14 protein-coding genes are annotated in these 18,341 nt (G+C 62.3%); 9 read left to right on the forward strand and 5 right to left on the reverse strand.

The features are described 5' to 3' along the window. Positions 1-22: 22 nt before the first annotated feature. The 4 genes from HWE04_RS12405 to mfd all read right to left on the reverse strand — a co-directional run bounded on the left by HWE04_RS12405 (position 23) and on the right by mfd (position 6,654). Positions 23-1,648: a methyl-accepting chemotaxis protein gene (locus HWE04_RS12405; RefSeq protein WP_241812577.1), complete on the reverse strand. Its 1,626-nt coding sequence runs from the start codon at positions 1,646-1,648 to the stop codon at positions 23-25. A 234-nt stretch (positions 1,649-1,882) separates the two neighbouring features. Continuing rightward, positions 1,883-2,245, reverse strand: a complete 363-nt coding sequence (locus HWE04_RS12410; protein WP_241812578.1) for a DUF4870 family protein — start codon at positions 2,243-2,245, stop codon at positions 1,883-1,885. A 38-nt stretch (positions 2,246-2,283) separates the two neighbouring features. Next, complete coding sequence (gene serB / locus HWE04_RS12415; RefSeq protein WP_241812579.1) at positions 2,284-3,150, reverse strand: phosphoserine phosphatase SerB; 867 nt, start codon at positions 3,148-3,150, stop codon at positions 2,284-2,286. A gap of 66 nt (positions 3,151-3,216) precedes the next feature. Next, complete coding sequence (gene mfd, locus HWE04_RS12420) at positions 3,217-6,654, reverse strand: transcription-repair coupling factor (RefSeq protein WP_241812580.1); 3,438 nt, start codon at positions 6,652-6,654, stop codon at positions 3,217-3,219. Between the two features lie 220 nt (positions 6,655-6,874). Between mfd and ispD the strand changes: the two genes are divergently transcribed. The 3 genes from ispD (at position 6,875) to HWE04_RS12435 (ending at position 8,626) form a co-directional block, all read left to right on the forward strand. Then, entirely contained in the window at positions 6,875-7,609 is a 735-nt protein-coding gene (gene ispD, locus HWE04_RS12425) for a 2-C-methyl-D-erythritol 4-phosphate cytidylyltransferase (RefSeq protein WP_241812629.1), read from the forward strand. Beyond that, positions 7,606-8,115 (forward strand): 2-C-methyl-D-erythritol 2,4-cyclodiphosphate synthase, encoded by a 510-nt coding sequence (gene ispF, locus HWE04_RS12430; protein WP_077238277.1) that lies wholly within the window; start codon positions 7,606-7,608, stop codon positions 8,113-8,115. The genes ispD and ispF overlap by 4 nt, the downstream gene beginning before the upstream one ends. Positions 8,116-8,419: 304 nt before the next feature. Continuing rightward, the gene (locus tag HWE04_RS12435; protein WP_006464465.1) at positions 8,420-8,626 is read left to right on the forward strand and encodes a cold-shock protein; all 207 of its coding nucleotides are present in this window, start codon (positions 8,420-8,422) and stop codon (positions 8,624-8,626) included. A 183-nt stretch (positions 8,627-8,809) separates the two neighbouring features. Here HWE04_RS12435 and aceB read toward each other — a convergent pair whose 3' ends face one another. Next, on the reverse strand, positions 8,810-10,396 hold the full coding sequence (gene aceB, locus HWE04_RS12440; protein ID WP_006464464.1) for a malate synthase A: 1,587 nt from the start codon (positions 10,394-10,396) through the stop codon (positions 8,810-8,812). Between the two features lie 269 nt (positions 10,397-10,665). On the opposite strand from aceB, the gene HWE04_RS12445 reads away from it, so the two are divergent. The 6 genes from HWE04_RS12445 (at position 10,666) to HWE04_RS12470 (ending at position 18,302) form a co-directional block, all read left to right on the forward strand. Beyond that, positions 10,666-11,571 (forward strand): LysR family transcriptional regulator, encoded by a 906-nt coding sequence (locus tag HWE04_RS12445; RefSeq protein ID WP_241812581.1) that lies wholly within the window; start codon positions 10,666-10,668, stop codon positions 11,569-11,571. A gap of 106 nt (positions 11,572-11,677) precedes the next feature. Continuing rightward, positions 11,678-12,469 carry a MipA/OmpV family protein gene (locus HWE04_RS12450; protein ID WP_241812582.1) on the forward strand — a complete coding sequence of 264 codons (792 nt, stop codon included), beginning with the start codon at positions 11,678-11,680 and terminating at the stop codon, positions 12,467-12,469. Between the two features lie 19 nt (positions 12,470-12,488). Then, the gene (locus tag HWE04_RS12455; RefSeq protein ID WP_039876089.1) at positions 12,489-13,175 is read left to right on the forward strand and encodes a response regulator transcription factor; all 687 of its coding nucleotides are present in this window, start codon (positions 12,489-12,491) and stop codon (positions 13,173-13,175) included. Next, positions 13,162-14,574 (forward strand): sensor histidine kinase, encoded by a 1,413-nt coding sequence (locus tag HWE04_RS12460; RefSeq protein ID WP_241812583.1) that lies wholly within the window; start codon positions 13,162-13,164, stop codon positions 14,572-14,574. The genes HWE04_RS12455 and HWE04_RS12460 overlap by 14 nt, the downstream gene beginning before the upstream one ends. Positions 14,575-15,821: 1,247 nt before the next feature. Next, complete coding sequence (locus tag HWE04_RS12465) at positions 15,822-17,387, forward strand: ATP-binding protein (protein WP_241812584.1); 1,566 nt, start codon at positions 15,822-15,824, stop codon at positions 17,385-17,387. Positions 17,388-17,582: 195 nt separating this feature from the next. Continuing rightward, positions 17,583-18,302 (forward strand): type IV pilin protein, encoded by a 720-nt coding sequence (locus HWE04_RS12470; protein ID WP_241812585.1) that lies wholly within the window; start codon positions 17,583-17,585, stop codon positions 18,300-18,302. Positions 18,303-18,341 lie beyond the last annotated feature (39 nt).

Raw genomic sequence — 18,341 nt, forward strand, 5'->3', positions numbered from 1 at the left:
GTCAGGCGATCCGCCTTGCGGCTCAGTCCATCACCTTGAAGCGCGAAACCCCATTGCGCAATTCGTTGGAGACCACGTTCAGTTCCTCGATGGCCTGGCCCGACTGCTGCAGCGACTCCACGGTCTGCTGCGCCGCCTCGGACAGTTGCACCAGGGCCTGGTTGATCTGCTCGGCGCTGTTGGCCTGGGCCTGCATGCCTTCATTGACGGTCTGGAAGCGCGGTGCCAACGCCTGCACCTGGGCAATGATCTGCGACAACTGGCTACCGGCGGTCTGCACGTCCTGCATGCCGCGTCGCACCTGGTCGGAGAACTTGTCCATGCCCATCACACCAGCCGCCACGGCGGACTGGATTTCCTTGACCATGACTTCGATGTCGTAGGTCGCCACGGCCGTCTGGTCGGCCAGGCGGCGGATTTCAGTGGCCACGACCGAGAAACCGCGCCCGTGTTCGCCGGCCTTCTCGGCTTCGATGGCGGCGTTCAGCGACAGCAGGTTGGTCTGGTCTGCCACTTTGGTGATGGTGGTGACGACCTGATTGATGTTGCCCGCCTTTTCGTTGAGGATGGCCAGCTTGGCGCTGACCGAACCGGCCGCGTCCATCACGTTCTGCATGGTGTCTTCCATGCGGGTCAGGCCGGCCTGGCCATTGCCGGCCAGCGACGAGGTCTGGTCCGATACCACCGAGACTTCGTTCATGGTGCGCACCAGGTCGCGCGAGGTGGCGTAGATCTCACGCGAGGTGGCGCCGATCTCGGTGGTGGTGGCAGCCGTCTCGGCGGCCGTGGCCTGTTGCTGGCGGGCGGTGGCGGCGATCTCGGTGACCGAGGTGGCCACCCGCGCCGAGGATTTCTGGGCCTGCGAGACCAGTGCGGTCAGTTCATCGGTCATGCGGTCGAAGCCGCTCCCCAAGACGCCGAACTCATCCTTGCGATCCAGCGCCACACGGCTTGAAAAGTCACCCGAGCGCATCACGTCGAGGATGCGCATGAGCTTCTGCAAGGGCTCATTGATGGCGCGCATCAGGAAGAAGCCGCATACCAGCGCCACCAGCAAGGCCGCCATGAGCGAAGTGAGCATGGCGAACTGGGCCGAGGTGACCGCATCGTTGATGCGGCTGGCGGCGTCATCGGCGATACCCTTGTTCACTTCCACCATGCGCTGGGTGAACTGATAACCCAAGCGCCACTGCGGACGGATCTGCTCGTTGAACAGCTTGTCGATGGACGGACGCTGGCTGAAGTCCATCTTCAGCACCTCGGTGACGAGGGCGCGGTATTTCTGGCGGGTTTCCTTGAATTGCTCGAAGAGCTTGCGATCGTCGTCGGCGAAGATGGTCTTTTCGTAGTCTTCCTGCAGACGGTCCAGCCGCTCGCCGTTGCGGCGCAAGAGGGCCAGATTGGCCTGGCGTTCGGCCTCGCTGGTATCGATCTGGGCGATCTGCTGGGTCATCAGCAGGTTTTCGTACCAGGCGGCATTGATCATGGTGCTGTAGTACAGGCCGGGGGTCGAATCCTGGCGCAGCGCCGTGGCACTCTTCTCGATGCGGCCCAGATTGACCGCGGAAATGCCCGCCATCAAGGCCATCAGCAGCAGGATGAGCCCAAAGCTACCCAGTATGCGTTGCTTGATCGTCCAGTTCTTCATGCGCAGGCTTTCCTTTGGATGGAAACGGCTTTCCTCCCTGCTCGCTCGGGCCAGTGCCGGACGAAAGGCAGGAAAACCGCATCATGCTGTCTAGTAATAATTCGAGATTATCATTGAAACGTTTCAATATCACTATTATCCCTTGCAGCCGGGAGTTTTGCTTCACTGCAATGAAAACGGCGCCCATCGAGGGCGCCGTGGAAGTGTTGAGCTCAGCCGGAGCGGCCGGCCGGATCACACCGGCATGGGCTTGTTGTCCTGCAGATCAAGGAAACCCTTGATGAGCCGGTAGGCCTTCCATATCCAGGCCAGGGCGAACACCAGCACCGCCAGCGGGATGCCGATCACGGTCGCCCACAGCACGCCACCGGCGATGAGCCAGAACAGATACCACCAGAACGAGCGGATCTGCCAGCGATGATGGGTATAAAGGAAGGTATCGCGGACATCGCCGCGCTTGAGGTAATTGACGATCAGCGGCAGGCAAGACAGCATGCCCAGCGAAAACACCAGGCAGGCGGCATGGGCCAGATAAAGCCACCACACCAGGTCGCGGCCCGCCTGCGTTTGCGAATCCAATACCAGTTCCTGGTTCATCGTGTCTCCTGAAGTGGGTCGGTTGGCTGGTCCTGGATTCAGGCCAGCAAGTTCAAGATGCCGTCCAGTCCGACGAAATTCAAGCCCACACTGGCCTGGGCGCGCACCACCGGCTTGGCGCGGAAAGCGACCGACAGGCCCGAGATGCCCATCATGCGCAGGTCATTGGCGCCGTCGCCCATGACGATGGCCTGGGACGGCTCGGCGCCGATCTCGCGGCAGATGCGTTCGACCGTGGCACGCTTTTCATCCGCATTGACGATGCCGCCGACCACCTTGCCGGTCAACTTGCCGTCGGCCACTTCCAGGGTATTGGCGTGGGTGTAATCCAGGCCCAGGCGTTGCTTCATGCGGTCGGTGAAGAAAGTGAAGCCTCCTGAGACCAGCAAGGTCTTCAGGCCGGCCGCCTGCACGGCCTTCAGCATGTGTTCCGCCCCGGGCGAGAGTTGCAGGCGTTCGTCATAGACGCGTTGCAGGGCGCCGGCATCCAGGCCCTTCAACAGCGCCACGCGGCGGGTCAGGCTTTCGTTGAATTCGATCTCGCCGCGCATGGCGGCCTCGGTGATCTCGGCGACCTGGGGCTTCAGGCCCTGCATGTCGGCGATCTCGTCGATGCATTCGATGGTGATGAGGGTCGAATCCATGTCCATGGCGACCAGGCGGAAATCGGCCAGCTTGCGACCTTCCTCGATGAAGGCGTAGTCCAAATGGGCCTTCAGGCAGGCGCCATCGATGCTGGCCTTGAGCGTATCGCTCAGGCTCACGCCGGCCACACGCCAGGCGTCGGCGTCGGCCACGCGGCTGGGGGCGATGCGTTCGGCGCGACCACCGGCCAGGGCGGCAATGGCGTCGATGTCGGCGGTGGAGACAGCGTGTTGCTTGGGGGCTTGCAGGATCAGGTTCATGTTCTTGGGGTGATGTCGTTGATGCGTGATTCGTTGTAAAAACGCTGGTGAGCCGGGCTCAGGCGATCAGCCGGTGAGCGCCTTCATGGTGGTCTTGACCTGCTGCACCCGCGCCGCCAGGTCGGGCATGCTGGCGGTGATGCGCAGCTTGTCCGGGCCGTTGAGCTTGACCTGGCGGTTCTTCTGCACCAGTTCGATGATGCGCATGGCATCGATCGGCGGATTGGGGACGAACTGCAGCAAGGCCGCCTCGGAATGGGCATCGATCTTGATGATCCCCAGCGGCTTGGCGGCGATGCGCAGGCGATGCGTTTCGATCAGCGCCTTGGCCGGGTCGGGCAGCTTGCCGAAGCGGTCGATCAGTTCTTCCTGCAGGGCGTCGATGGCGTCGGACTTCTCGCAGTTGGCGAAGCGCTTGTAGAGCGACAGACGCTCGTGCACGTCGCCGCAATAATCATTGGGCAGCAAGGCCGGCGCGTGCAGGTTGATCTCGGTGGTGGTCGAGAGCGGCGCGGCCAGGTCGGGCTCGCGACCATCCTTCAGGGCGCGCACGGCTTCGTTCAGCATGTCGGAATACATCTGGAAACCGATCTCGTGGATCTCGCCCGACTGGTGGTCGCCCAGCACTTCGCCGGCACCACGGATTTCCAGGTCGTGCATGGCCAGGTAGAAGCCGCTGCCCAGTTCCTCCATCTGCTGGATCGCTTCCAGGCGCCGCTGCGCCTGCTTGGTCAGCCCCTGCACGTCTTGCACCAACAGGTAGGCATAGGCCTGGTGGTGCGAACGGCCGACCCGGCCGCGCAACTGGTGCAACTGCGCCAGGCCGAACTTGTCGGCGCGGTGCATGATGATGGTGTTGGCGGTGGGCACGTCGATGCCGGTTTCGATGATGGTGGTGCACAAGAGGATGTTGAAACGCTGCGCCACGAAGTCGCGCATCACCTTTTCCAGGTCACGCTCGTGCATCTGGCCATGGGCCACGGCGATGCGGGCTTCGGGCAGCAAGGCTTCCAGCGCCGCCTTGCGGTTGGCGATGGTCTCCACTTCGTTGTGCAGGAAATAGACCTGGCCACCCCGCTTCAATTCGCGCAGGCAGGCTTCGCGGATCGTGGATTCGCTCTCGCCCCGCACGAAGGTCTTGATGGCCAGGCGCTTCTGCGGCGCCGTGGCGATGACCGAAAAATCACGCAGCCCTTCCAGCGCCATACCCAGCGTACGCGGGATGGGGGTGGCGGTGAGCGTCAATACATCGACCTCGGCGCGCAGGGACTTGAGCGCTTCCTTCTGGCGCACGCCGAAGCGGTGTTCCTCGTCGATGATGACCAGGCCCAGGCGCGAGAACTTCACTTCATCCGAGAGCAGCTTGTGGGTGCCGATGACGATGTCGATGGTGCCATCGCCCAGGCCCTTGATGGCTTGCGTGACTTCCTTGCCGGTACGGAAGCGCGACAGTTCGGCGATCTTCACCGGCCAGTTGGCGAAGCGGTCGGCGAAGGTGGTCGCATGTTGTTCGGCCAGCAGCGTGGTCGGCGCCAGGATGGCCACCTGCTTGCCGCCCATCACTGCCACGAAGGCGGCACGCAGGGCGACCTCGGTCTTGCCGAAGCCAACGTCGCCGCAGATCAGGCGATCCATGGGCTTGCCGCCGGTCATGTCCTTGATGACGGCATTGATGGCGGCGGCCTGGTCGGCTGTTTCCTCGAAACCGAAACTGTCGGCAAAGGCTTCATAGTCATGCGCCGAATACTGGAACGCATGACCCTGCCGCAGCGCCCGGCGGGCGTACAGGTTCAGCAATTCGGCGGCGGTATCGCGCACTTGCTGGGCGGCCTTGCGCTTGGCCTTTTCCCACTGGCCGGAGCCCAGCGCATGCAGCGGCGCATCTTCCGGCGAGGCGCCGGAATAGCGCGAAATGACGTGCAACTGCGAGACCGGCACGTAGAGCTTGGTCTCCTTGGCGTATTCCAGATGCAGGAATTCGGTCTCGCCCTCGCCCAGGTCCATGCTGACCAGGCCCATGTAGCGGCCGATGCCGTGACTGCTGTGGACCACCGGGTCACCGATCTTCAGTTCCGACAGGTCGCGCACCATGTACTCGACATCGGTGGCCGCCTGCTGCTTGCGGCTGCCCACGCGGCGGCCGCTGCCGGCATACAGTTCGGTCTCGGTCAGCAGTGCCAGGCCGTCGGCGGTGATGAAGCCGGCCTGCAGGGGCGCTACGCCCAGCATCAGCGGTTCGTCGCTGGCCAGGAAGGCCTCCCAGTCCTCGCACAGCACCGGGTGCAGGTCGTATTCGGCGAAGTATTGCTGCAGGGTTTCGCGCCGGCCATTGGTCTCGGCACAGATCAGCACGCGTTCGGCACCCTTGACCAAGAAGCTGCGCAGGTTCACCAGCGGATCATCAGCGCGGCGGTTGACAGCGATATTGGGCAGCGACGCGGATATCGCCGAGGGGGCATCGTCGGTCTTGAGCACCCAACGGGCATGCGGTTTCAGGAGGGTGAAGAAATCTTCATCATCCAGATAGATGGCCTTGGGCTCCAGCACCGGACGTTCACGGTCGGCATTGAGGAAGGTCCAGCGCGAGCGGGTATCGCTCCAGAAGCGCTTGATGGACTGCTCGATGTCGCCCACGGTGGCGAACATGGCGTTGGCGGGCAGGTACTGGAACAGCGTGGCCGTCTCGTCGAAGAACAGCGGCAGGTAATATTCGATGCCGGCCGAGGCGATGCCGTTGCCGATATCCTTGTAGATGGCCGAGCGCGTGGGATCGCCCTCGAACACTTCGCGCCAACGGTTGCGGAAGGCCAGGCGCGCCGCCTCGTCCATGGGGAATTCGCGACCCGGCAGCAGACGCACTTCCGGTACCGGATAGAGCGAGCGCTGGGTGTCGGCATCGAAGGTGCGGATGGTTTCGATGGTGTCGCCGAACAGGTCCAGCCGGTACGGCAGCACCGAACCCATGGGGAAGATGTCGATCAGGCCGCCGCGCACCGAATATTCGCCCGGCGACATCACCTGGCCGACGTGGGTATAGCCGGCCAGGGTGAGCTGGGACTTGAGCTTGGCCTCGTCGAGCTTCTCGCCCTGCTTGAAGAAGAAGGTATAGGCCGCCAGGAACTGCGGCGGCGCCATGCGCAGCAGCGCCGTGGTGGCCGGCACGATCAGCAGGTCGCACTGGCCGGACTGCACTTCATAGAGCGTGGCCAGGCGTTCGGAGACCAGGTCCTGGTGCGGCGAGAAGGCGTCGTAGGGCAGCGTTTCCCAGTCCGGCAGCAGGTGGCAGCGCAGGCGCTGGCCTTCCTTGGGCTGGAACCAGGGGATTTCGGAAAGCAGGCGCTGGGCGTCGGTAGCCCCGGCCACCACCACGGCCAGCATGCGGCCTTCGGCCTTGAGCGCCAGGGCGGCCTGGGCCAGCAGGTAGGCATCGGCCGAACCGTGCACGGCCGGCGGCTGGAAACGGACACCCGTCTTGGGCAGGGATTTTTTCGGATCGAAGGACATTCAGGATCGGGGGATCGGCTTAACTCGACTGGGTTCGGCCTGGTGCGGCCTCATTCGGTTCATTGGACAGGTGCATCAGCAGCGGCCACCGCGCGTGCGGCGCCGCAAAATGCCGGCCGTTTGCAAGGGATTGGCATTAGAATTCAGCCTCTCATTATAAACGATGGTCCCATCCCAGGCCGCCGCCAGGCGGGCCGTGAGCGGGGCCGGTCTGGCCCGCATGAACGCTCCGTCGTCTTCCCCCGCTACCTCGCAACATTACGCGCTGATCCCGGCCGCCGGCGTGGGCGCCCGCATGGGCGCGCAAATTCCCAAGCAATACATGACACTGGCCGGCAAGCCCATGCTGCTGCATGCATTGGAGACCTTTGCCGCGCATCCTCGTATCGACCACAGTTTCGTGGTGGTTAGCCCCGAGGATGGCTGGATCGACGCCCTGCTCCCCCCCGCCCTGCTGGCGCACACCACGGTGCTGCGCGTGGGTGGCGCAACGCGGCAGGACAGTGTCTTCAATGGCTTGCAGGCCATCCGCGCCCAGGCCGCCGATGGCGACTGGGTGCTGGTCCATGACGCCGCCCGCCCCGGCCTGGACGCCGTGCTGATCGACCGTCTGCTCGATGCGCTGGCCAATGATGAGGTTGGCGGCCTGCTGGCACTGCCGGTGGTGGATACCCTCAAACGCGGCGATGACCAGTCCCGCTCGCAGGACACCGTGCCGCGCGCCGGCCTGTGGGCGGCGCAGACACCGCAGATGTTCCGCTACGCCCTGCTGCAGCACGCCCTGGAACAGGCGCGCCAGCAGGATCGCCTGGCCGCCATCACGGATGACGCCAGCGCCATCGAAATGCTGGGCCTGCGCCCGCGCCTGGTCGAAGGCAGCCCCCGTAATCTCAAGGTCACGCTGGCGCAGGACGCCGCGCTGGCCGAATTCTTCCTGAAAGGTCCGCACGCATGAGCACTGCCTTCCCCTTCCGCATCGGCCAGGGTTATGACTGTCACGCCCTGGTCGAAGGCCGCCCGCTGATCCTGGGCGGCGTCACCATCCCGCACAAGAAGGGCCTCTTGGGCCACTCCGACGCTGACGCCCTGCTGCACGCCATCACCGACGCTCTCTTCGGCGCGGCCGCGCTGGGCGACATCGGTCGCCACTTCCCCGATACCGACCCGCAATTCAAGGGCGCCGACTCACGCGTGCTGCTGCGCGAAGCCGGCAAACGCCTGGCAGCGGCTGGCTATGTCGTGGGTAACGTGGATGCCACCATCATCGCCCAAGCCCCCAAGATGGCACCGCATATTCCGGCCATGGTGGTCAATGTCGCGGCCGATCTGGGGATTTCTGAGCAGCAAGTGAACATCAAGGCGAAAACCAACGAAAAAATGGGTTTTTTGGGTCGTGAAGAAGGGATTGCCACGGATGCCGTTGTGCTGATCTACCGCCAAAACGCCGAAAAAGCGCTGTAGGAAACTGCCCGACAGGACAATGTCAGACATTGTCCGACAACCGGAAAGCCGCACCAGACAAGGGATACAGGGCGACATCCTGCACCATTTGCCAGCATGTAGAGAAATCTAAAGCACCGAAAAAAACCATTAAAACTTTTAATTGAACTTTCGAGCCGAAAATGGCTTGCATTCTCGATTTAATGAGTATAATCGTCGCGTCGTTAGGATTCGAGCTGGTAGTGCGGTTCTTCGCTGTCATTCCTCCCGAGTAACGATAAAGAGCCGGGCGCAAGCCCCAATCAATTAAATTTAGGAGTCCGTAATGGCAACTGGTACCGTCAAGTGGTTCAACGATGCAAAAGGTTTTGGCTTCATCACCCCGGACGAAGGCGGCGAAGATCTGTTCGCTCACTTCTCGGCTATTCAATCGAATGGCTTCAAGTCGCTGAAGGAAAACCAACGCGTTTCCTTCGAAGTGACCACCGGCCCGAAGGGCAAGCAAGCTTCGAACATCGTTCCGGCTGCTTAAGCTTTTCAAGCTAAAAAAAATCCCCGACTCGTCGGGGATTTTTTTCGTCTGCCGCTTTTGCAGCTGGCCGGGATATGCCGTACGGACGAGCTGCACATCACCTCGACAGCACCCCGGCCCATGAAAAATCCCCGCCCTCTTGCGAGTGGCGGGGATGTTCATTCTGACTGAAGCGGATCTGAATCAGATTTCTTCGTACAGCGGCAGCGTCAGGAACTCGGCAAAGGTCTCGGAGGTTGACATCTCTTCGAAGATCTTGGCCGCACGGTCATAGGTAGGACCGTCGCCAGCCACCTGCTTCACCTTGGCCAGCTCTTCCGGGATCATGGCGCGCACCATGTCGGCGCTGACCTTGCGGCCATCTTCCAGATTGCCCTTGGCGCTGCGGATCCACTGCCACACCTGGGCACGGCTGATCTCGGCGGTGGCCGCATCTTCCATCAGGTTATGGATGGGCACGCAACCGTTGCCGGCCAGCCAGGCACCCAGGTAGTGGATGCCGACGTTGATGTTGTAGCGCAGGCCGGCTTCGGTGATCGGAGTCTCCGGCTGGAAGTTCAGCAGGTCGGCCGCCTTCACGTCCACATCCGGACGCTGCTTCTCGAACTGGTTGGGCTTGTCGCCCAGCACCGCCACGAATTCCTTCATCGATGCCTCGACCAGGCCCGGGTGCGCAACCCAGCCGCCGTCGTAGCCATCGGTGGCGTCACGACGCTTGTCGTTGATGATGCCCTGCATGGCCACGGCGTTCTTTTCCGGGTCGTTCTTGATCGGGATCAGCGCGCTCATGCCGCCGATGGCCGGGGCGCCGCGCTTGTGGCAGGTCTTCAGCAGCAGCAGTGCATAGGCGCGCATGAAGGGCGACGTCATGGTGACCTTGGCGCGGTCGGCCAGGCAGAAGTCCTTGTCGTTCTTGAACTTCTTGATGCAGGAGAAGATGTAGTCCCAACGGCCGGCATTCAGGCCGGCGCTGTGCTCGCGCAGCTCATAGAGGATTTCTTCCATCTCGAAGGCGGCGGTGATGGTTTCGATCAGCACGGTGGCCTTGATGGTGCCTTGCGGCAGACCGATCTCGTTCTGCGCCATGACGAAGATGTCGTTCCACAGACGCGCTTCCAGGTGCGACTCCATCTTGGGCAGGTAGAAGTACGGGCCGGCGCCACGGGCCAGCTGTTCCTTGGCGTTGTGGAACAGGAACAGGGCGAAGTCGAAGATGCCGCCGGAGATGCGCTTGCCGTCCAGGGTGACGTGCTTTTCATCCAGGTGCCAGCCACGCGGACGCACCACCAGGGTGGCGATCTTGTCGTTGAGCTTGTAGCTCTTGCCGTTGGATTCCAGCGAGATGGTGCGACGGATCGCGTCGGACAGGTTGATCTGGCCGCTGATCTGGTTATCCCAGACCGGCGAGTTGGAATCCTCGAAGTCGGTCATGTAGCTGTCGGCGCCCGAGTTGAAGGCGTTGATGACCATCTTGCGTTCCACCGGACCGGTGATTTCCACGCGACGGCACTTCAGGGCCTCGGGGATGGGCGCGATCTTCCAGTCGCCGGTGCGGATGGATTCGGTTTCCTTCAGGAAGTCGGGGCGCTCGCCGGCATCCAGGCGCTTGACGCGCTCGGCGCGGGCGGCCAGCAGTTCCTGGCGACGGCCTTCGAAGGCGCGCGAGAGCTTGGCGACCAGCGACAGGGCCTCGAAGGTCAGGACGTTTTCGTAACCCGGCTTGATCTCGCCGGAGATTTCCATGCCGGTGGGCAGCTTCAATTGCGTCATGCTGGACTCCTCAAAAAGAAAAATGGACTAGGTGAGCTTGTTTATCTTGTTTTCATGATTGTGCCTGATGCGCTGTCGCTTTTTGCATCGCATCACGCACTTTATGTACGCAGTATATTTAAACAAAATGCTTATGAGTGGAAGCTTTTATCACTTTATCTTTGCGTTTTAGTCATAAGTGAGCAGATAATCCGCAGGTAGTGATGATGCGGCCTGTGCCACTCCCGGCGCGGCTTTGCCCCGATTCCAGCCTCTTCCCAGGGACCCGCATGGACCAGTTCAAGCAGATTTCGACCTTTGCCGAGGTCGCCACCCGTGGCAGCCTCTCGGCCGCCGCCCGCGCCGAGGGCATCGCCCCGGCCATGATAGGTCGCCGGCTGGACGCGCTGGAAGAGCGCCTGGGCGTGAAACTGCTGCAGCGGACCACCCGCAAGATCGTCCTCACCAATGAAGGTGCCGCCTTCCTGGAAGACTGCCAGCGCATCCTGGCCGACCTGGAAGATGCCGAATCGGCCGTCTCCGAACGCAGCGCCCGCGCCAGCGGGCAATTGCTGATCTCGGCCCCGGCCGGGTTCGGACGCCAGCACGTGGCGCCTCTGGTCCCCTCCTTCCTGGCCGAGCACCGCGACGTCACGCTCACGCTGAACCTGAACGATCGCATTGCCGACGTCATCGGTGAAGGAATAGACGTCGCCATCCGCATCGCCACCCTGACCGACTCCAACCTGGTGAGCGTGAAGCTGGCGGAAAACCACCGCGTCATCGTCGCTGCCCCCTCCTACCTGCGTCGCCATGGCACGCCGCAGACTCCCGATGAGCTGGTGCGTCACAATTGCCTGGCCATGAGCAGCGAAGGCAGCCAGCGCGGCTGGACCCTGAAGCAATCGGGCAAGGTCAGCATCTACAAGGTCGGCGGCAACATGGTCTGCAATGACGGTGAGGTGTTACACAACTGGGCGCTGGCCGGTCGCGGACTGGCCTGGCGTTCGATGTGGGAAGTCGGCGCCGCCATCGAGGCCGGGGAACTGGTCACGGTGCTGGACAAGTTTGCCGCTCCGGCCCCCTCCATCTACGCCGTGTTCGCACAGCGACGCCACCTGCCCTTGCGTATCCGCGCTTTCGTGGATTTCCTGCGGCATGCATATGCCCAGCCGGATTACTGGAAACAGGCCTGATGATCACTGTTGACATGTGCCGCAGGTAAGGATGCGGTAAGACAGCTCACGGGATGATGCCGGCGTCGCATCCCCCTTGACGTCTTTCCCCTCCCCTGGAGTCCACATGTCGATCCGCTTCTCTCCACGCACGCCCCTGGCCTGCGCCGCGCTACTGATGTTGCCCCTCCTGGCCCATGGCCAGCAATCCGCTACCACCGAGCCCGTTGCCGACAGCAGCTCCAACACCAGCCAATGGGCGCTGGGTGCCGGCGTGGGCGTAGAACGCAGTCCCTATGCCGGCTACGGCAATCGCACCCGGGCGCTGCCCCTGCTTATGTACAATGGCCCCCGGTTCCGCTTGCTCGGCACCACGGCCGACCTGAAGCTGGGCGCCGTTGGTCCGGTCGGCTTCTCGCTGCGGGCGCAGTATGCCGATGAAGGCTATGAAGGCAGCGATGCGCCCATCCTGAATGGCATGGAAAAGCGCAAGGGTGGTTTCTGGCTGGGCGGTGCCGCCCTGTGGCGCAACCCGTATGCCGACCTGTCCCTGGAATGGCTGGCCGATGCATCCGGCAACAGCCATGGGCAGACCGTCAAGCTGCGCGCAGAGCACCGTTTCAAGAGCGGCCGCTTTACGCTGGTACCCTACCTGGGAGTGAACTGGATGAGCAGCGACTATGTGGACTATTACTTCGGCGTACGCAGCAACGAGGTCCGGGCCGGTCGCGCCTTCTACCAGGGCAGCTCGACCGCCAACCTGGTAGGTGGCCTGCGCACCGACTGGCAGATGACATCCTCGCAGTCGCTGTTTCTGGATCTGCGCGTGACCCGCTTCGGCAGCGGCATCACCGATAGCCCCCTGGTCGATCGCAGCAGCGCCGCCGGGGTGCGCGCCGGTTATCTCTACCACTTCTGACGGGGTCCATTCCTTCATGATGAATCGCATCGCCCTGCTGGAAGACCATGAACGCATGGCCGCGCTGGTCAGCCGGGCGCTGGCGACGGCAGGCATCGAGACCGATGTCTACGGCACGCTGTCCCAGGCCACCACCGGCCTGGCACAGATCCGCTATCCGGCCCTGGTGCTGGATCGCAACCTGCCCGATGGCGACGGCCTGCAACTGGTACGCCAGTTGCGCGCCCGCCGTATCGATACCCCCTGCCTCATGCTGACCGCGCGCGACGCCCTGCACGACCGTATCGACGGGCTAGAGGCCGGCGCGGATGATTACCTCCCCAAACCCTTTTCGATGGAAGAACTGGTGGCCCGCGTGCGCGCCCTGATGCGACGCGCACCGCAGCAGCAGAGCCTGGCGCCGGAACACGGTGACCTGCGCATCGACCCGATGGAAAGCCGCATGGTCTGCGCAGCGGAGTCAATTTCCCTGTCCTCGGCCGAGCTGCAACTGATGCTGGTGTTGGTCCGCGCAGCGGGCGCCACGGCGCGCCGTACCGCGCTGGAGGCCGCCGCCTGGGGCATTGCCGAGCCGGTCACGCCCAATGCGCTGGACGTGGCCTTGCATCGCCTGCGGCGCAAGTTGGCCGGGATCGATTCCTGCGTGCAGATCGTCAACCAGCGCGGATTGGGCTACGCCCTGAAAATGCCTCATGAAGACACCTGAAACCGCCGACCTGGCCGGTGCCACCGCCGCCCCCTCCCGGGCTTGCTGCCATCGCAGCCTGGCCCTGCACCTGCAGCTGGTCACTGCGCTGGTGCTCTCGGTTACCGGTGCCGTGATCATCGGTGTCATCACGCTGATGCTGCGCTGGGGGCCGGACATGCTGACCGACCTGTCGCTGAAGAACAATGCCAGCCAGGTCATCAAGGGCCTGCAGTTCGACCAGAACGACCGCCCCTACCGCACCGCCATCAACGACAAGGACGACGCCGCCTACGAAATCCTCAAGGCCGATAGTGTCTATCGCATCCTGGATGAGCAGGGCCGCGTTCTGCTGGCCTCGGATGGCATCACCCAGCCCTATGCCGAGCCGGGCAATCCCTTCACACCCGCGCCAGCCCGACTGAAACTGCGTGTCGATGGTCGCACCCTGCATGTACTCACCCGGCAGTTCGAACATGGCGGCCGCAACTACTACGTCCAGGTCATGCGCAGCGAGCGCCTGCTACGCATCATCCAGGATGACAAGGGGCAGCGCCTGACCTGGATGATCATCGTCGGCGCCATTGTCTGCGCGCTGCTGTTTTCCATCGTCGTGGCGGTGACCCTGCATCATCTGCTCAAGCCCTTGCGCCGGGCCGCTAATGCGGCGGCCACCATCGACATCGACAATCTGTCGGCGCGCCTGTCGGTACAAGACGTACCCCGCGAGATCACGCCGCTGTTCCACTCGGTGAACCTGGCACTGGATCGACTGGAGCAGGGCTACCGCCAGCAGCGCGATTTCCTGGCCACTGCGGCCCATGAACTGAAGACACCACTGACCCTCATGCGCGGCCAGGTCGAACTGGGCGACGTCGCCGACGGCGAAATGCTGCTGCAGGATATCGATCGCATGGCGCGCCAGGTACAGCAACTGCTGACCCTGGCCGAAGCCAGCGAACGCCATAACTACAGCATGCAGCAGACCTCACCGCAGGCTGCCTGGACGCAGGCCGCCAGCCAGCTGGAGCGGCTGGCGCAGCAGATGGCGGTGAAGGTAATGATCGGGCCGGCCGACAGTGCGCCGCCGTCCATGATCCTGGCCGATCCGGGTGCGCTGGGGGTAATGTGCAAGAACCTGCTGGAGAATGCCCTGCATCACAGCCCGCCGGGCGGGACCGTGACGCTGCACGCCAATGCCCGACGGCTGTCAGTGCGCGACGAGGGACCGGGCATCGCGGAGGACGCCCTGCCCCACCTGTTCGAGCGCTTCTGGCGCGGGCCACATCGACGTGACCAGGGGGCGGGGCTGGGATTATCCATCTGCGCCGAGATTGCCCAGGCGCATGGCTGGACAATCTCGGCAGGCAACGGCCCACACGGGGCCGTCTTCGAAGTGCGTTTCAACCCGGCAGCGTAGGCCCGGTCGGCGTGACGTCAAAGTCGCGTCGGACCAACGGTTCGCTCTCGCTGAGCCGGAATACGCTGACCATCTGCATCAGCTGAGAAAGCCAGTGGTGGGGCTGCCAGGCCGCACTGAGGGCGATGCGACGCTAAGGCATCACCCTTTGTGCGAATCAGTGCGCGGCGCCCCCTCTTTTTCACTGCACGCTAGTGCTATTCACCTCTCCGTCCGCGAGAACGGATCCCGCGTCGACACGCATGACCTGCCCCATCTGATCAAATACTTTTCGACCTGCCACATCGGCGCTGCCAGGGCGTGAACGTAGATCGCCCACCAGCGCCGCGAGCGCGCAGGGAAATAACCAGGAGATCACTTCTGGCAGCGACCCGTCCCCCTCCCCTTCAAAGTGAAATTCCAACGGCTAGCGTCGTCATGCAAATTCCGCGAGCAGGCTGGCGCCGGCGGGGAACCGAACTGACATCGCACCGTATCTCCCAATCAGAGAAGCCGGCAGCCGCCAGTGACATGCAACGACACATCCGCATAGAGAAAATATGAAATTGTTTTGCACGGGTGCTGATTTTTTATGAACAAATCTCGTCCGTTGTGAATGTCCTGGCGAAAAATTTTGGAATAAATTAGCGCTCCGAATAAATGATTTGCAGCGCTACCGCCGTGGAGCATCTCGCAGTCGCTCCACCAATAAAGCCATGAGCAACGCTCTCGCCTTCCTCTCTCATCGTCGACGTCATCGGGTGTCAGCCCCAGTGTTCCGTCCACATCCGTCGAGAGCACAAATCGGATGCGAAGCCACCCACCTCAAACACTGCCGTCGCCGCGAATCCGCAAGACAGAACCGCTCTGCGTTGCGGGACTGATCGAATTAGCTCGGGAACAGAATGGCAAGCAAGGAAGAAATTCAATCCATAGGTCGGCAAATCGGCTTCATGGTTGGAACGATGTGAAACAGGTTTCAGCTATTTCTGGAACCCGATCACCCACCTCATTTTTGATACGACGATATGTTTTTTGCGCGAGAAGATAGCCTTGGTCTGCTCGAAACTCAGGACGGCCTGAAAGTCACCGCTGGTTCGTCTTACGAACGGCTGAGTCATGCAGGTATCGTCCCTGGGCAGTTCCTCGCCATCGCCTCGCCTGACTGGTCCACCAACGGCACTCAGGAATTTGTCCTCGCGCGATTCCTGCAAGTTACGGCACGTCGTGATGACCACACCACCACGTGCAAATTGCACTGCCGTGTCATGGGCAGCTGCCGCGTCGACCAGCGCAGCGGCAGGCTGTCCTACTATGCCGGACTACCGGCCTATGGTGCGCTGATGCTCTCGCCCTCCTGCGCATGCTACGTCCTGCCCGAGCCCATCCTGCGCGCCCTGCTGGCACTGTCGGATGACGTCGGCGAAACCTTCGAACTGGGCCATGTGCGCTGGGGCGAACATACCAGCAAAGCTACGCACCCGATGCCGGTGGCCATGAGCGTCAATGAAGTGGTGGGCAAGCGCACCGCCATGTTCGGCAAGACCCGGCTGGGCAAATCCAACGTCGTCAAGCTGCTCATGCAAGGCGTGCTCAATGCCACCCGCGAGAGTGGTCAAGTCGGCCAGCTGGTGTTCGACGTCAATGGCGAATACGCCAACGACAATCCCCAGGACGGCAATTTTTCCATCGCCTCGGCCTACCCCGAGCGCGTCCAGGTGTACTACCTCTCAACCCAGCCACGCGGCAACGGCGAGTTCCTTCGCTACAACTTCTACGACATCCCGGAAGCCGCCCTGACTATCTTCTCCGAATTGCTCACGCCCTCGGTATTGGATATCCCTGAGGTGCGCAACTTCCTGATGATCCGTTTCCCCGCACTATCGGCGCTGAAAGGCGGGCGCACCCATGACAGCGCCGTCGCCTTCCGCAAGCTTTGCCTGCTCTGGACGCTGCTGCAGGATGCAGGATTCGATCCGGGCGAGGCGGTCTGCGCCGAAATCGCTACACGCGGACTGATCAATGTGGGCTTCACGCAAGCGCTTCGCATGGCAGCCTGGCAGGCGATCAAATCGAAGGTGCCGCCGCCGATGCCCACCAGCTTCCTCGAGATGACCGAGGAGATCCGCGTGCTCTCGGCCTTCGCACTCAAGTATTCAAACGACCCCAACCTGCGCGTGGGCCGCACCGAACTGTTCGACGAAGAAGACCGCGTGGTGCAAGAACTGCTTTGCCAGACCAACGGCGTGGGTTCCTACTTCCTGCGCGAATGCCTGCAGTTCCACTCCGCCAACGCCAGCGATTTTCTGCACGACACCCTCCGCGCCATCGATACGGGAAAGACCGTCATCATCGACCTGGGCGCGGCCAATGAACGCATCGTGCGCTACTTCTCGCGCATCATCTCCACCGCCGTGTTCCAGCAGCAGGAACACAAGTTCATCACCAACACCCTGGCCGGGCGCTTCGTGCAGATCTACTTCGAAGAAGCGCACATGATCTTCCCGGTCGAGGCCGCCGGCAAGAACACCACCGACATCTATGCCCGTTTCGCCAAGGAAGGTGCCAAGTTCGGCATCGGCATCGTCTATTCCACCCAGTCGCCGACTTCGGTCAGCTACTCCCTGCTGACGCAGACCGAAAATTTCTTCATCGGCCATCTCTCCAGCGACATCGATGTCGATGCCCTGGCCTCGGTACAAAACCTGTTTGCTGCCGTCAAGGACGACATTCTGCAATTCCGCCTGCCCGGCTTCATGCGGGTATTGAGCTATTCCCGTCGCTTCGTCTTGCCGATCCAGGCGAAGCGTTTCGATCCGCGAGAAAGGAGATAGACCCGTGAGGAAATAAATCGCCAGTCCGACGATAACGACCATGCAACACAGATCAAGACGGACAAGTCCGCGAAACTGCGTCGGCGCCCTGCTTGCCTGGCCCGAGCACATCGCCCGCCTGTATTGGTCATCCCATGTTTTATCACCAGAGCCGTCCCTTCAGACGGCATTAACGAAGTTCAAGGAATACTAAAAATGCTTTACTCCCCTCACTCAATACACAAGACGCGCCCCCTTCCACGTACGCAAAGCGGTTTCACCATTGTCGAACTGTCAGTGGCTGTTGCCATTGCCGGCGTGCTGCTGGTCTCGGCCATTGCGCTGGTGCAGGTGGTGCTGCGGCAAGCGCGAGCTAATGATGTGGTCAGCGGCATCCCCCGTACGATGGCCCAGATCGACAAAATCTATGCCCGGGCCAATTCCTTCGCCGGCCTGGGGACCGAAGTTGCCGTTGGCTTCGGCGCCTTTGACGGTGCCTTCGATATTATCGGTCTCGCCCCGAACCGAGTCGCCAATAACCGCTTTGGCTTTCCCACCACCGTTGATGTCGCTACCCTGTTCACCGGGCCGGCATCCAACACCGGCTATGTTGTGACTTTAGCTGGCATTCCTACGTCCTCCTGTGCAGACATTGTCTCTTCCGCCTCGGCTACCGGCGTCCGGGGCATTCTTGTTCAACCCGAAGCAACGGTGGGGACCCGCACAATTACCGCTGCGGGTGTTGGCACGTTGACTTTAGCCGGCATGCGATTAATTCCACCTGGCGGCGGGAATCCAACCCCTGCTACAGCCGCCGCTGCGGTAGTCCAAGGACACCTGCCGAACGGCACACTCGATATCGCGGCGATGACCCATGCGCGTGCCTGCGGCACCGGCAACGCCTCCGTGAGCATCGGTCTGATCAACTGGAAGTAATGCGCTTCGGATAGCTCTTTTCGATGCCGCCTCTGTCCG

This window comes from Herbaspirillum sp. C7C2, from assembly GCF_022627865.1.
GTDB lineage: Bacteria > Pseudomonadota > Gammaproteobacteria > Burkholderiales > Burkholderiaceae_D > Herbaspirillum > Herbaspirillum frisingense.

Excerpts from the sequence above, each read along its gene's own strand:
- HWE04_RS12405 (WP_241812577.1), bottom strand. The coding sequence starts at position 1,648 with ATGAAGAACTGGACGATCAAGCAACGCATACTGGGTAGCTTTGGGCTC.
- HWE04_RS12465 (WP_241812584.1), top strand. The coding sequence starts at position 15,822 with ATGGGCAGCTGCCGCGTCGACCAGCGCAGCGGCAGGCTGTCCTACTAT.
- HWE04_RS12435 (WP_006464465.1), top strand. The coding sequence starts at position 8,420 with ATGGCAACTGGTACCGTCAAGTGGTTCAACGATGCAAAAGGTTTTGGC.
- HWE04_RS12410 (WP_241812578.1), bottom strand. The coding sequence starts at position 2,245 with ATGAACCAGGAACTGGTATTGGATTCGCAAACGCAGGCGGGCCGCGAC.
- HWE04_RS12445 (WP_241812581.1), top strand. The coding sequence starts at position 10,666 with ATGGACCAGTTCAAGCAGATTTCGACCTTTGCCGAGGTCGCCACCCGT.
- mfd (WP_241812580.1), bottom strand. The coding sequence starts at position 6,654 with ATGTCCTTCGATCCGAAAAAATCCCTGCCCAAGACGGGTGTCCGTTTC.
- ispF (WP_077238277.1), top strand. The coding sequence starts at position 7,606 with ATGAGCACTGCCTTCCCCTTCCGCATCGGCCAGGGTTATGACTGTCAC.
- HWE04_RS12460 (WP_241812583.1), top strand. The coding sequence starts at position 13,162 with ATGAAGACACCTGAAACCGCCGACCTGGCCGGTGCCACCGCCGCCCCC.
- HWE04_RS12455 (WP_039876089.1), top strand. The coding sequence starts at position 12,489 with ATGAATCGCATCGCCCTGCTGGAAGACCATGAACGCATGGCCGCGCTG.
- HWE04_RS12450 (WP_241812582.1), top strand. The coding sequence starts at position 11,678 with ATGTCGATCCGCTTCTCTCCACGCACGCCCCTGGCCTGCGCCGCGCTA.
- serB (WP_241812579.1), bottom strand. The coding sequence starts at position 3,150 with ATGAACCTGATCCTGCAAGCCCCCAAGCAACACGCTGTCTCCACCGCC.
- aceB (WP_006464464.1), bottom strand. The coding sequence starts at position 10,396 with ATGACGCAATTGAAGCTGCCCACCGGCATGGAAATCTCCGGCGAGATC.
- ispD (WP_241812629.1), top strand. The coding sequence starts at position 6,875 with ATGAACGCTCCGTCGTCTTCCCCCGCTACCTCGCAACATTACGCGCTG.
- HWE04_RS12470 (WP_241812585.1), top strand. The coding sequence starts at position 17,583 with ATGCTTTACTCCCCTCACTCAATACACAAGACGCGCCCCCTTCCACGT.